The following is a 14,835-nucleotide window of genomic DNA, read 5'->3' on the forward strand; positions in this document are numbered from 1 at the left end:
TTGCAAGTCTTTTTTAAGAGGCTGCTATGCTAGATTTACGAATATGGATCTCAACTATATTACCATAATTCGGAATCGCCCGTAACCTGAATTCACTCTGTAATGCCCGTGTTCACGATTTGCAAGGAGACACTTGTATCGAAAGGAATTTGCGGGTACTCTTTCTTCCAGTCGATCTGCTTCCATAGTTCGGGGTGAAACGACATAAGTCTGCGGGCAATTCCAAAACCGTCGTGCTTGGCCAATTGCATCTTTTGAATAATGGCTATCGATTCGTCCCTCATCTGTTCCGATAAGAACCGTTCAAGATCATGCATCACACTCATCTTATATAAATGGTCGCTTGGATCTTCTAAAATAGAAACCCTAAGCTTTAAATCTAGCTTAACCCTAATTTGCTGCTTGTCCGATACGATTACTTTAAGCTTTCGCGTTAATTTCTTTACTTCGAAGGTGACGTAGTTGTAGCTGTTTGTATTGTTTAAATCCACCGATTTTAATGTCAGCCTCGCGTTTTTGTTTTTACTGCCCGACAAAAGAAGATACACCCTAGCTTCGTCCCGGTCTAGCTTTCCCGTCATCTTGGTACCGCTGAACATCGCAATGCCGCTAACGGTTGGCATTCCTTTATGATTGATCAGATAGGGCAAGGCAAAGTCAAACCCGCGGTCCAGCGGATGAAGCGTTTCAATATTGACCCGGGGAATGGCCGACGATTCTTCCATACTGCTGAGAAGATCGTCGATGTACAAGCCGATCGTCTTCGTCCCAATATGCTGAAGCTCGATCATATCCTTCGCTTTTCCTTTCGTAACGGCGATTCTCGCGGTTAAGGGACTTTTCGGATCACGATAATACAGATCAAGGTAAGGTTTGATATCTGCGTTTTTCACTAAAGCTTCGCCGATCAGAAGCACTCTCAATTTGGCTGAAGAATAGCCGCCGGATACTTCCTCGTCAATCAATTCCGTTGCATGCTGGCTGCTTCTCGCCATCACGGAATGGACTTCGCTCCTATCCTTGCTGCCTGCTTCTGTCACCGTAATATCCCGAATGGATACCGTGGACTGAAGCATGCCATCGGTACCTTGATCCATGCCGCTTATGCTCACATTTCTCTCGTTCTTTAAAAGCTGTTGATCCCAGCATCCGCATAACAAAGCGGCAATTGAACCTATCATTACCCAGTGGAGGTGTTTGTTCATGCTTCCGCCTGTTCCTTCCTTTTGATCTTCAAGAGCAAGGAGATGCTCAGTAAAACGACCGGAATCACTACAAGAGAGACGCCGGTTAGGATCGATACAATTCTCTGCAGTGTATTAACCATGTCTTGATCGTGTGGGACAAGCGAAATACAGAAGATGATTAGGGCAACAAATGGCGCAGTCCCCGCATGATTTTTTTTACCGAACAGCGTGGATACCGCCTTAGCCGACATGTACAGAAAGACCATTACCGTCGAGATGACCACGACTGTCCAGATCGTTAAGAAATATAAATCGGCACGCTCGAATATGGTGAATGACAACCCCTTCACCATGTACAGAACAGGCTGAGGAATAACCCTAAGCTCTTCCGGGCTGAAAACAATCAAGCAGGTGAACACCAAAAAGGTATACATTAGCGTCGAGAATAGATTAGCGTAGAGCGTTGCTTTCAAAATTTGTTTGCTTTTCCCCTGTACGTAGGGATAACAGAACAAAAGAATTTCAAAGCCGTACAATGAATTCATGGATTTCAGCATGCCATTTACGATATTTGAAAACCCGGCTTGATTGATTGGCAAAATATACATAATATCCGCGTCTCGGTACGCATATGTCGCGATAAAGATTAAGGCAAAGATCAGCACAAATGTCAGCACTAAAAACCGCGCAATCAATCGAATATTTTCCCTGATCATATATAGGGATGTGAGCAGCATGAGAGCCAAGATTACCCAGGCGGGAGTTCTTAGAAAAATCCAATCCCTGATCACGTCGGCGAATTGGACCAACATGAGGCTGCATTCAAAAATGAACATCAGCACATAAATGATATGCACGATTTTCCCCACGAATTTCCCTAACAGCAGAGGTAAATAATCAAACAATATCATCGCGGGAAATCTCCGGCTCAGCCCCCACATGATCACGATCATGAGACATACCGCGAGTCCTGCCAAAATGACGGAAATCCAAGAATCGTTTTTAGCAACGGTTTCAACGATGGAAGGTAAAAACAAAACACTTACTCCGATCTGGGCTTGAATAACGATAACCGTCAGTTGTCCTGGCGTTATTTTCTCCTTATCCGCGATCATCACTCCTCTCCTCCTTCGAACTGTTTTCTTGAACCAGCTTTTGTGGATGCGCGTCAATAGGACGTTCATTCAGCTTCCAGAAGGGAAGCCGAACAATAGCGTCCTTCCAATCCTTCAGCCGCAAAGGAGCAACTGGGGCGAAGTAAGGAGTACCAAACGATTCAAGCTTGCATAGATGCACGGCAATCGCGGTTAAAGAAAACACGATGCCCAAAAATCCGAACAGCGCTGCCGCAATCATCACCGGAAACCTTAACAGCCGCACAGAATAACTCATCTCATGAGAGGGAACGACGAATGACGCGATTGCAGTCAAAGCAACCACGATGATCATCGGGTACGATACGAGTCCGACCCGAACGACCGCGTCTCCGATGACCAGACCTCCAACTATGCCAATCGACTGGCCGATAGGCGCGGGCAATCGCATTCCAGCTTCTCTGAGCAGCTCTATCGTAAGCTCCATGAACAACGCTTCCAGAATGGGCGGGTAAGGAATTTTCTCAACGCTGCCTTTAATTTGATAAAACAGTTCCATTGGGATGACTTCATAATGAAACGACACGACCGCAATATAGTAGGCAGGTAGAGTAATGGCGATCAGGAAGCTTAACAGCCGTAATAATCTTAGGAATGAACCAGCCAGGGATCGACTGTTGTAATCGTCAGGCGATTGATAAAATACGAAGAAGGTTGCAGGCATGATCAGTACGGCAGGCGTTCCCTCCATTAGAAGTGCAACGCGGCCTTCCAACAGATTACCCGCCACTCGATCAGGCCGTTCGGTTTGAAGAATTTGCGGAAATGGAGAAAACGAACGGTTCTCGATATATTCGAGCAACAGATAGGCATTCATTAAGTTATCCGCGTTGACCGCCTTCATTTTGCGATCAATCTCCTCAACTAGTTCCGGGCTCGCCAGGTCGTTCAAATATACGAGGGACGCTTCGGTCTTCGTCATGTTCCCCAACGTATATCGGCGCACGACCAAGTTCCGGCTGTTGATTTGCTTGCGGACTAACTGAAGATTAACATGCATGTTCTCAATAAATCCGTCATGCGCACCTTGAATTGATTTTTCGTTAGCAGGCTCATCTACTGCTCTAATGTTGATGCAAGGAACATAAATCGCGTGGCTTTCTTGACGGCCTTCAAGGAAGAGAACGGCATATCCGCGAATCATGAGATCGATGACATCCTCTAGATTGTTGTGTTTCTCTATTATTGCACCTGTCAGATCACGATCCGGATTCGCTTCCTGCGCTCGCTGCAGCGGCTTTAGGATAATCTCCTCGATTTTGCCCGGATCACATGCCGAATTGAGATAGAGAAGGCAGCTTTGCTCAGCTAGAAAATGGATGGGGCGGTTAACAAGATCTTCAGTATGGAAGAGGGCTTCGTTTACATATGAAACATTTTTATCAATGGTATCAGCCACGTTATGGAAAATCGGCTTTTTTCGGTTAGTGCTGGACATGCCCGTGCTTTTACGATGATTGTTAGAAAAGATCTGACTGAAAAACCCCATAACGGCACCCCTTTCCTCTTTTCTTCACAGCGTATTGTTACCAGCATATGGTTCCTTTATTCCAACGCCTAATCGTCCCATTGAAGTCGAAGAAACAAAAAGACGACATTCAATTGGTGAATTGAATGTCGTCTTTATTAGTATCGCCGCTTGGTCTCGGCTATTTTTTTAGCAATAGATAAACAAAGTACGGCCCGCCGATTAATGAAACCATGATGCCTGCCGGAATCCCGTCAGGATCGACGAGATTGCGTCCGAGCGTATCCGCGATTAACAGCAGCCAGCCCCCGAGCAAAACCGCAACGGGAATGAACAGCTGATTGCGAGGACCTACCAATGCTTTGGCAATATGCGGAGCCATCAGTCCAATAAATGCAATTCCGCCTGTTACAGATACCGCAGAAGCAGCAGATGCAACTGCGGTCAGAATTAACACAAGGCGTTCCTTTTCAAGTTTTAAACCAACGCCAATTCCCGTCTCTTCGTTTAACGCAAGAAGATTAAGTCTATGAGACTTATATAAGGTAAACGGTATGAGCAGGAACAACCATGGAAGCAATGCCCAAATAAATGGCCAATCCGCCCCCCATATATTGCCCGCAATCCATTTCGCGATAAAATCAACCTTCGAGCGTTCCGCAGACGAGATGATTACAATCATAATCCCCGACAGCGCCATGGAGAAGCCGACGCCAACCAGCACTAGCCGGATGGGATCAAGCCCGCGCGATCGGCTGTACGAGAATAAATAGATAAGAACGGCCGTTACCAATGCGCCTACAAAAGCAACAAGCGGCAGGACGTAAACAAATGATCCCACGTCGATCGGGACGTACAGGAAGAAGACGGCTATCGCCACGCCCGCTCCAGAGTTAATGCCGATGATACCGGGATCTGCCAGGTCGTTGCGCGTGACGCTTTGCAAAATGGAACCTGAGAGCGCAAGCGCCATACCTGACAGCAGCGTAATTACAATCCGCGGCAGCCGGACGGAGAACAAGACAAAATCTTCTTTGAATGTACCATGGCCGAATAAAACAGGTATCAGCCTGTCAAACGACAAAGAGGAATAACCGATCCCCATACTGGCTGCAGCTGTTGCAACGATAAGCCCTAAACTAACAAGCAGGATTAAGCGTTGTTTACGAATGAGCGCTAACCGTATCATGAGAAAGCTTTGCCTCCTCTGCGCACGACGAATAAGAAGAAAGGCAAGCCTAGCAAAGCTACTATAGCTGCCACCGGTGTCTCATACGGCGCGTTAATCGTACGGCTTAGCGTATCGGCAAGCAGCATGAACGTTGCTCCCACAACAGCCGAGAAAGTCATGATATGCCGATAATCGGTGCCTGCGAATCTACGGACGATGTGCGGAATCATCAGACCCACAAATGCCATATTGCCGACAAGCGCTACCGAGGCCCCAGTAAGTACAATGACAAGAATAAACAAGATGGCTTTGATCAGCATCAGCTTTTGTCCGAGACCCGTCGCCACCTCGTCGCTCAAACTAAGTATGCTCACTTGGCTAGACATAAGCAGTGCCACCGCAATCCCGATTAAAATCACCGGTGCAATAGCTTGGAGCTGGCTCCATGTTGTTCCGATCAAACCTCCAGCGGTCCACATCGTTACGTCTTTGGAAATTTTGAAAAAGATGCTGACGCCATCCGAGATGGCATACAAAAATGCGGAAACAGCAGCACCTGCCAATACGATTCGCATCGGAGACAATTTTCCCCGCCTCGTCGAGCCAAGAATGATGACTAAAGCTGCTCCAAGAGCGGCGCCAAGGAAACAAGCGACCATGATGCCGAAATAGTTCAGCCCCGGAATGAATACGAAAGCTAACGCAAGCGCCATGTTGGCGCCGGAAGTTAGGCCAAGCAGGCCCGGATCAGCAAGCGGATTGCGCGTGACCCCCTGCATGATAGCGCCGGATACGCCAAAAGCGGCGCCGATCAAAATCGCCGCAAGCTCACGGGGCAGCCTAATCTCACGCAGGACGAGAATGCTGTCACTTTTCGAGTCGGAAGTTAGTGCAAGCCAAAAATCCTCGAACGTCGTATCCGCGGCACCAAATATCATCGACGCGATGAAGCTCAGCATAAGCACAATTGCGCAGACAAGGAGCTTGTATGAGATAGGAACAAGGTGTCGTTTACTCTTCATTGGACTCTCTTCTTCTCGTTATTGGCCGAGAAAGTTTTTTATGAAAAATTCCAGTTGGTATTCCATGCTAAGCGGGTCGTTAAAATAAAATGCCTTCGCATCCGCTTCAAAGACATGCCGGTTTTTGACAGCCGGAATATTTTTATATGTCTCGGTATCTTGGAACGAGTTGTCTTCATCCGCGTTTTTGCTGAAAATAATATAGTCGCCTGTGTAATCCTTCAAAACTTCCGTCGATACGGCAAAGTAGCCCTCTTTCTTCGTCGCTTCCTTCACTTTCTCAGGCATGCCTAGGCCGAATTGCTGATAGAGGATTTCCGTTCCGCGGCCAAAATTTTCACCGTAAACGTAGAGCTGCTTATTGAACGTCTCGATGACCGAAACCGTCGCATCCGCGCCGATTTTCGCTTTGATTTCTTCTCCGACCTTTTTGGTACGCGCATTAAAATCTTCGACCCAATCCTTAGCTTCCTGCTCTTTATTCAACAGCTTGCCGATTTCAAGCTGCTGCGTCAGGAAATCAACTTTGCCGTATGTGTAAGTAACGGTAGGCGCGATTTGCTTGAGTTTGTCGATGTTCTTAATATCGGAGAGACCGATAATGAGATCCGGATTCAGCTCGATGATCTTCTCAAGGCTTTCGTCCGTAACTGCTTCTGTATTAGCTAGCTTCTCTACGAAATTCGGGTTGGACTTGGACATTTCGTCCACGCCGACAAGCGGCACACCTAACGCCATAACATTCCCCGTTAAAAATCGTGTGATCACAATAACACGTTGTGGATCAGTCGGAACCTCTACAGGCCCATTCTCGGATTGATAAGTAAAAGTGTCCGAATCCGTGGCGGTTGTAGGTGACTCCTCACCGGACGGTGCGTTCGAGGAAGACTCGGAAGTCGTGTTGCTAGCATTGGTAGTTTTGTTCGATTGATTGCTTCCGCAAGCGCTCAAAACCATAACTAAGATCAAAACGAGTGGTAAATAAAGCTTTTTCATAAGATGACTCTCTCCCTTTTCTAGTGCTGCCTTTTTTTACGGCATTGAAAATAATTATCATTTTCATTTCCATAAAACTATTATAGGGATCCCGTATACGTCGAGCCATGCCTTTTTGTTTGAAAAATCCTTTGGACTATTGGTTACCTGTAAACAACGTTACTGCCCTTTGAAGCTGCAAGCGAATAGATACCGGATTGTAAGGAATCCATTCATCCCGGTCGAGCAAATGCACATGATTAAGCTGTACGGCAGGAAGCTTGCTCCAATAGTAGGACTTGAATATCGCCTCAGAATGCGCGGTTGAACCTTTCACATCCGGAAACACAATGACAAGTATTCTATCCCCTGCATAATCTGCAAGCTCCGATATCTCAATGGGAATGGAATGAAATTGATCCCCGCGCGTCTCCATCTCCCGCTTGATCCTTGCAGGTGGCTGCAATCCTAGCGATTGATAAATAACACATCCTACATTGCGAACTCCATATACGAGCAATTCTTCCGGCTTTATAACTAGAATCGTAATCACTTCATTTGCAGCTTGGCTTTGCTCTACCTTCGAACGTGCTGCCTTTTCCTCTTTCTCAAAATCGGCCAACCATTGCTCGGCTTTATCACTTCGTTGTATGACCTCCGCGATCAGACGCATATGCTCTTTCCAGCCTAATTCCATCCAAGAAATTTCCACAACCGGCGCAACTGCACGCAAATGTTCTCCATTCAATCCATAATGATGCAGATGCTGGCTTGCCGCAATAATCAGCTCGATGTTGTTATCGAGCAAGGAAGCTTTCACCTGTTCTGCAGAACTGGTCGTATTTATAAACACCATCGTTTGCGGCGGCTGAAGACCAAACGTGTTAACGTATTCGCTGCTTTCCGAAATGAGCACAGCTGGCTCCAAGCCAAGCAGAAGCAGATGGCAGGCATAAGGCGTAAGCAATACGGCCACTCGCTGGAACGATCCTCGGTTGTAGGCAGAGGGCGCTGCGCCTGTCTGCTGCTTAAAACGGCGGCTGAGATAAAACTCATCCTTGTAACCAACCTTCAGCGCAATCTCTCTAAGCGTGCCCGAGCCGCTAAGCAATAGCTCCTTGGCACGGTGAACACGAAGCCGCGACAAGTATTCATTCGGCGAGAAGCCGGTATGCTGCTTGAAGAGAATCGAATAGTGCGATGCGCTTACGCCTGCAATGCCAGCTAATTGCTCACGCGTGATTTTATCGCTGTAGTGGTTCTCCAAGTAAGAAATGCTGCGTTCCATCGAAGGTTTTTCGCTAGAAGCATTTTTGGCCTCTTGCCCCTCCAGCAATTGGAGTAAAATTTGGTGAAACACAATTTGATTTTGCACATGCCGAATTTCGCTCTCTGGCAATCGATGGATATATAGCTCCTCCACATAGGCTGTGATCGCAGGTTCATAGGCGAAAAATTGAATATTCGAATTCGAGGCTGCCTCGCTCTTCCGCACCATTGTACCTTCCGGCAGTGAACTCGATTGCTCCCTTGTACTAATAGCAAGCTTATAGACATGGGGAGGATGCTGGATATTCGCAATAAGAGCAGCCTCGGTATGAGCCGGGAGAAGGATGACGCTTCCTGCCGTCAGCTCGTAAGTATCATCATTGGCCTGAAGGCTCCCCTTGCCGCTGGCGATCGCAATGAGAACAGTTGAACGCTCATTAATTTCATACAGCGGGAGATTAGAAGTGCTATAAACCGAAAGAATGTTGTCAGCCGTATATAATGGAAAGTGAGACTCTGCCCACTCAGAGACAACCATGTTTTTCACAACCAAAACCTCCAATCCAAATCATAGTGAAAAACGTCCTTGAGCTTTGCAACGAATTAGTAAGGTCCTGATGAAACCATTTTATTGTACAACCATTAGGTAGATATCATCCATACTCAGCTTCAACAAACAATATTAATCTATGCTTTCAAATAAGAAGCCTCTTTTTATTAATAATTGTTTCGTAGAATTCCACAGTATATTTTGCATAGCGATATCTCCGCCCGGGTATGCAGGCACAATAGCGTTTCCTGTTCCAACGTTAAAATATCCGCCGGTCACCCCTTCGTATTGCGGCTCCGCAACTAACCGGGTTATGATATCCGCTCCTTTGCGCGGATCACCGATACGCAAAAAATGCAATAGGTGCTCCAGCATAGATGCAAACCAAAGCTCACGCCCCAGACCCGTCACATTAAATCCTGGATTTAGTGCATTGACCGTAATCCCGGTTCCACTCCATTGACGTGCCAATTCAGCCGTAAACATAATATCAAGCAGTTTCGTTTTTCCATATATCGCCGATGAGCCTCTGGAAGTAAACATAGACGTATCGACCAGATCCTCTGGAAGCTTAAGTTTACCATGGCTGCGCGATGCTTCAGAAGCAACATTTACAATCCTGGCATTTCCTGCGTTCATTAGGGATTGCTTTAAGGTATGCGTCAATAACCACGGAGCCAAATAGTTTACTGCTATCATTTCTGCAAACCCTTCTTTAGTTATCCTCTGTTCGAATGCATGCAGCCCTGCATTATTCACTAATACATCTATTTTTCGATAGCCATTTTTTATTTCATTTCCGACTCGCCTGACATCCTCCAGCAAGGATAAGTCTCCATAATAGAAATCTACTTTTGTTTCGGGTGAACGATCATATAATAATTTCTTCGTCATTTCCGCCCTATCTCTGCTTCTAGCTGTCAATACCAAATACGTATTACGCTTTGCTAGTTCAATTGCCGCAAGTTGCCCCAAACCGCTTGTTGCGCCTGTGATTACAATAGTAGAACGAGTAGTCATCATGATTCCCCTTCACCTCAAACTTTTGACACCTAACAGGTGCCGCTTTATAATTGATATATATCAACTATATGTTTTTGATTGATATATGTCAAACATATGGCATTAACCAATTCGAGGTGAATAATATGGAGCATGATGATCCCTACAAAAATACGCCGAGAGCGCAGCTTGAACTTCAGCTCGGCGAACAGATAAATGCACTCATTAGCGCCTCGCATGCGCTCAATGTAAGAGCGGCGGCACGTTTTGATTCATCGCTGCAGCCTGCAGCTTTTCTTATTGTTCGTTGGCTTTTCTCGTTCGGCCCAACAAGTGCCACCATTTTAGCGGAATCAACAGCAATGGACCGCAGCTCAGTTACTCGTCTTGTCAATCAACTTAAGCTCTTGGACTATGTAAAAAGTGAGCCTTCCCCTGAGGATCGTCGAGGAATACGGTTATCTCTTACGGAGCTTGGACGACAAAAGACAATTGATGCCCTAAGAGAGAAAGAGTCTGCATTCTATGATCGCCTTTCAAAATGGGATGATGAGCAGCTTGAAAATTTTACAGCAATGCTCAGACTCTTTAACGGAAACGATCGTATCTAGCATCGTTCACATTTATCTAGAAATTAACCTAATTTTTTAATTATTACCGAAGCATTTACATTAGTTTGTGTCCCGCCAGAGACATGATTGCCTGTCCATTGGTTTGCTGAGTCCCTGCCCCTGATCCATATACGGTCCCTGGAGCCAGAACTCCATTTAGAAAGAGTGCGAATTGGTTCGGTTCAACGCCAGAGATCGAGATAGGAACATGTACAATTCCGGGTGTTACGATAACATTTGTATCAAAAATAACATCTGTCTCTAATGGTACAGTCTGAGCGCGCTTAGATTATAAATAAATCCGGATATGATTGGGGGGGAGATCGGCAATATGATCGGCATTATACTCATTTCCTTTCTCATCATGATTTGCAGCAATTATGTACGAAGCTCGATAAACAAAGAAAAGATAATGCCGACAATCCTTAAAATTAAGAATTGCTGGCAAGGGAAGGGCTGGAAAAATATATTTGATTAGAACCCTATTAAGCGATAACTTGAGCTAAAAACCTAACGATTTCAATAATAATTGGCGTACCCGAAAAAATATCTTGATTGTTGAAAATGATGGTCAAAGCGCTTTCGTTCAAAAGATATATACCACCTTCTTGCAGGATCCCGTTGATATAAAGATTGCTGTAGCTATTTGGTCCAATGTCTAAAAATGCGGTAATAGGTGTTCCCTCATCATTAGTGAATGCATTAGCTGGAAACGTTACTTGAGTTTGGGTGTCTTCGGTTATTACATGAAAATATCTTTGAACAGTAGGCAAAATGATGATGTCAGGGATGATAACAGTCCCCGTCGCGCCTCTTTCACCTTGTGGCCCTTGTGGCCCTTGTGGCCCTTGCATTCCCTGAGGTCCTTGTATGCCTTGTTGATCAATAACAACAGGATTCCGTTTTACAATAATGATCTTTTTATTTTTTTTCCTTCTTTTTCGAGGACGATTTGGAATGATTCTCTTATCGCATTTTTTTCTATTGCTAGAAATAGAGTATCTCCATTTCACCCCTGATGTTGAACATAATTTCTCGTTACATTTATGTTTTCTTGTCCGTATTATCTTCTTTGCAGCTAATTTCCTACCCAAGCCATATCACTCCCTATTACATTCATGTATATATGATATGATACGATCGCTTTGAGGTATGGACTAAATATCAAGTACGATTAGGTTGGAATCTATTTTTAACATAAATAGGTATCGGTAACCCTTGCCTAAAAATAAAAAAACCACCCCAAGGGGTGGCTACGGAAACGGCAATGTGATTGTCGTTGTGGTTCCTTTACCAAGTTCGCTTTGAATATCGATGTGCCCGTGATGGGCTTCAATGATCTTGAAACAAACCATCAAGCCTAGTCCCGTTCCTTTTTCTTTCGTTGTGAAAAACGGTTTTCCAAGATTAGCAATTTGATCATGGTGGATCCCCAAGCCATCGTCGCTGAACACAATTTGCAAGTCAGACGTATCCTTGGCAATGATCCTCACACTTATTGTACCTCCGGATGGCATGGCTTCTATTGAATTTTTGATCAAATTTATAAAAACTTGTTTCAGTTGATTCGGCTCGCAAAAAATCCGTGAATCCATCGCATCCAGATAGAAATTCAATTGAACATTATATAAAATGGCCTGTGGCTGCATCATAAATATGACGTTCTCAATCAGGTCTTTTGAATCGGTTTCCACAAACTTATCAGCTTGGGGCTTCGCCATACTCATAAATTCATTCACGATCTGGTTGATTCGTTCAATTTCTACGAGCATAATATCGACGTAAGCTGTTTCTTTTGACTTTAAAAGCTGTAAAAACCCTTTTAACGCCGTTAACGGGTTGCGTATCTCGTGGGCTATTCCAGCAGCAAGCTCGCCCACGATGGATAGCTTCTCCGCTCTTCGAATGATATGATCAGACCGTTTGCGTTCTGACATGTCTCTAATTACGGTTTGAATGACGGGTTCTCCATCATGCCTATGTATAAAAATAGATGACACCTCGACATCCACTACAGTCCCATCCAATCGCTGCAATTCAAGGCTTGTAAACTCCATAAAGCCATCGGTTTCTATAGCTTGTGCAAATCTTTCCATTATCCCCTCATGGTAACTGATACTGGAAAATTCGAAGACTGAGCGTCCTATAAGCTCCTCTGTCGTTTGGGCGTTAAACAATTTTAACGCCATATCATTAACGAAGGTAATGATACAGTTTCTGTGAAGTATGATAGGCTCAGGAGATAGCTTCAGTACACGGCTATATTCCCGCTCTTTTTGAGCAAGCTCAAACACTGCTTTTTTTCTTTCTGTAATATCTCGAAATAATAGCTGAACCGATCTATTGCCTTGAAATTGAATAGGTACGGCTTTGACTTCGATATGGATAATTTCATCATCTAACCGTATGAGCCTTTTATCCAAAAGCGAACAAGCTTGATTGAACGTATATAACTGATTGATTTCGCCGAGCAGGATGTCTAAATCATCAGGATGAAAAAATCGAGCTGCATTTTCGCCTATCAGTTCCTCCGGTTTTGAAACGCCAATGAGGATTACCGCTGCAGGATTTACAAAAGCAATCCTATTATCCTGTAATACCACGATAGGCTCAGGAGAGTTTTCGACCAACAGGCGATACCGCTCCTCGCTTTCTTTGATCAGCGCTTCTGCCTGTTTCTTTTCCGTAATATCCCTCTCGACGCCAACGAATGCAACGACCTCTCCGCTATCATCTCGCATCGCAGAAATAGTCACATTCGCATAAAAAGTACTGCCATCTTTTCTTAGCTTTTCAACTTCCCGCCCGCTGTATTCTTCGCCTTGTATAATTTTCTCATATAACTCAAACACCATAGCTTTATCTTTTTCCGGCGTCATCGGCAAAATCTTGCCAATCACTTCTTCTTCGGTCCATCCATGAAGTTCCTCGAACTTCTTGTTGATACCGAGTACTCTTCCTTCTGTATCTACGATAACGACTCCGTCAGAAGTAATATTTAGGAAAGATAATATTAGTCTGGGTTTATTTAATGTTGAAAAAAAATCTTTAATAAATATCACCCTTTTTCAATTATGTCACAGACTATTTTCCATCTATTTTTGCATCATATCGTATATTAATAATAAAATAAATGGTTGATCGGTCTATCGTTCAAAAAAAAATTAGTCTAACTTATTTTATTCCAAAATCATTATTTTAGTTTGTATTTTCGACAGTATTCGCTTCAAATTTTTATTTGATATACATCCTAATAGCTTTTTAGAGTTGCTTTATCATTCAGCAAAAAAAACACCCCGAAGGGTGGGACGTACGATAAAGATTTCATTTTATGTAAAAATTCATTCGCAAGCATTGTTAGCCCTCTTTGTCTGGAACCCAGTTTTGAAAACCGTTGTCTTCAAGAATGCCAAGCGTTACATCCGTGATGTCAGGATCGGTAAGCAGTTTGTCTCTTATGCGAAACTTAATATCATCGGCTTCGGCAAGCGTTAGCCCCGGCTTAAGTTCGATTAGGCCATCAACATGATAATATCTGCCTTCTTGCAAAATTCGCATTTGAAATATATCGGTGACATTCAGATCTGAACGTATAAGCTTTTCCACTTTAACCTCTACATCAAGAGGTGCCGCAACGCCGATCAGCCCGACCATGTTATCATAACCTACCCGAAAAGCGACGCCAACCATGAGTAAACCAATCAATATCGTCGATATCCCATCTAGCAGCTCAAAGCGAGTTACCGAAGTTACTACTACTGCCAACAGAGCTAGTAATGCTCCGAGCGTTGCCACAATGTCTTCATAAAACACTAATCGTGTCGGTGGAGCAGCACGGCCTACATTTCGGAATGAAGCGCTAATAATTCCAAAACCGCTCGCTTCTGTACGTGACTCCCGAACAACTTCCTTCATCACTTTTATCAGGACGAAACCATCAACCGCAATCGAGAGCAGAAGAACTATAAAATTAAGCCAAAAACCGTGCGCTTCCACAGGATTATGCAAGAGATGAAACCCTTCGATAATCGTATGGTAAGCCATAACGGTAACGACAATTACCGCAATCATGCAAAAAATATTTATAACCCGGCCAAAGCCGATGGGGAACTTGGGTGTAGGTTTTTTCTCCGCTAATACGCTCCCTGTAAAAACAAAGGCTTGGTTAACCGCATCGGCAACGGAATGCATTGTTGATGCAAACATGGCTCCACTCCCTGTTATTGCAGCAGCTATTCCTTTTACGATAGCTAATGCAGTGTTACCGATAGCGGCAGTTCCAGATGACATATTCCCTTTTTTCATTAAATAGATAAAACTATTTTGTTTATCCATTATTTTTACCTCCTGAATCTTAGCCCTTTACCATTGCGGCTGTATTCCATGCATGCTGATAACTATCAAAAATCAATCATTTGGCTTCGAG

At 44.4% G+C, this 14,835-nt stretch carries 12 protein-coding genes; 1 reads left to right on the top strand and 11 read right to left on the bottom strand.

Going from position 1 to position 14,835, the window contains the following annotated elements; genetic code table 11:
* Positions 1-92: 92 nt before the first annotated feature.
* The 8 genes from A7975_RS07160 to A7975_RS07195 form a co-directional block, all read right to left on the bottom strand.
* Positions 93-1,205 (bottom strand): Ger(x)C family spore germination protein, encoded by a 1,113-nt coding sequence (locus A7975_RS07160; protein ID WP_065384621.1) that lies wholly within the window; start codon positions 1,203-1,205, stop codon positions 93-95.
* Positions 1,202-2,302: a GerAB/ArcD/ProY family transporter gene (locus A7975_RS07165; RefSeq protein ID WP_065384622.1), complete on the bottom strand. Its 1,101-nt coding sequence runs from the start codon at positions 2,300-2,302 to the stop codon at positions 1,202-1,204. The genes A7975_RS07160 and A7975_RS07165 overlap by 4 nt, the downstream gene beginning before the upstream one ends.
* Complete coding sequence (locus A7975_RS07170) at positions 2,289-3,830, bottom strand: spore germination protein (RefSeq protein ID WP_082198017.1); 1,542 nt, start codon at positions 3,828-3,830, stop codon at positions 2,289-2,291. The genes A7975_RS07165 and A7975_RS07170 overlap by 14 nt, the downstream gene beginning before the upstream one ends.
* A 160-nt stretch (positions 3,831-3,990) precedes the next feature.
* On the bottom strand, positions 3,991-4,998 hold the full coding sequence (locus tag A7975_RS07175) for a FecCD family ABC transporter permease (RefSeq protein WP_065384623.1): 1,008 nt from the start codon (positions 4,996-4,998) through the stop codon (positions 3,991-3,993).
* The gene (locus A7975_RS07180) at positions 4,995-6,002 is read right to left on the bottom strand and encodes a FecCD family ABC transporter permease (protein WP_065384624.1); all 1,008 of its coding nucleotides are present in this window, start codon (positions 6,000-6,002) and stop codon (positions 4,995-4,997) included. Before A7975_RS07180 ends, A7975_RS07175 begins: the two co-directional genes overlap by 4 nt.
* An 18-nt stretch (positions 6,003-6,020) precedes the next feature.
* Positions 6,021-6,998 (bottom strand): iron-hydroxamate ABC transporter substrate-binding protein, encoded by a 978-nt coding sequence (locus A7975_RS07185; protein ID WP_065384625.1) that lies wholly within the window; start codon positions 6,996-6,998, stop codon positions 6,021-6,023.
* A 136-nt stretch (positions 6,999-7,134) separates the two neighbouring features.
* Positions 7,135-8,784, bottom strand: a complete 1,650-nt coding sequence (locus A7975_RS07190) for a helix-turn-helix domain-containing protein (protein ID WP_065384864.1) — start codon at positions 8,782-8,784, stop codon at positions 7,135-7,137.
* Between the two features lie 144 nt (positions 8,785-8,928).
* Complete coding sequence (locus tag A7975_RS07195; protein ID WP_065384626.1) at positions 8,929-9,816, bottom strand: SDR family NAD(P)-dependent oxidoreductase; 888 nt, start codon at positions 9,814-9,816, stop codon at positions 8,929-8,931.
* Between the two features lie 128 nt (positions 9,817-9,944).
* Between A7975_RS07195 and A7975_RS07200 the strand changes: the two genes are divergently transcribed.
* Positions 9,945-10,409: a MarR family winged helix-turn-helix transcriptional regulator gene (locus A7975_RS07200; RefSeq protein ID WP_065384865.1), complete on the top strand. Its 465-nt coding sequence runs from the start codon at positions 9,945-9,947 to the stop codon at positions 10,407-10,409.
* A 485-nt stretch (positions 10,410-10,894) separates the two neighbouring features.
* Here A7975_RS07200 and A7975_RS33535 read toward each other — a convergent pair whose 3' ends face one another.
* The 3 genes from A7975_RS33535 to A7975_RS07215 form a co-directional block, all read right to left on the bottom strand.
* Positions 10,895-11,503 carry a DUF4183 domain-containing protein gene (locus A7975_RS33535; protein WP_141680215.1) on the bottom strand — a complete coding sequence of 203 codons (609 nt, stop codon included), beginning with the start codon at positions 11,501-11,503 and terminating at the stop codon, positions 10,895-10,897.
* Positions 11,504-11,662: 159 nt separating this feature from the next.
* Positions 11,663-13,471 (bottom strand): PAS domain-containing sensor histidine kinase, encoded by a 1,809-nt coding sequence (locus A7975_RS07210; RefSeq protein WP_065384627.1) that lies wholly within the window; start codon positions 13,469-13,471, stop codon positions 11,663-11,665.
* Positions 13,472-13,766: 295 nt separating this feature from the next.
* Positions 13,767-14,744 carry a cation diffusion facilitator family transporter gene (locus A7975_RS07215; RefSeq protein ID WP_053376459.1) on the bottom strand — a complete coding sequence of 326 codons (978 nt, stop codon included), beginning with the start codon at positions 14,742-14,744 and terminating at the stop codon, positions 13,767-13,769.
* Positions 14,745-14,835: the final 91 nt, after the last annotated feature.

Origin of the sequence: Bacillus sp. FJAT-26390 (assembly GCF_001682865.1) — a bacterium.
In the GTDB taxonomy this organism is placed as follows: domain Bacteria; phylum Bacillota; class Bacilli; order Paenibacillales; family Paenibacillaceae; genus Pristimantibacillus.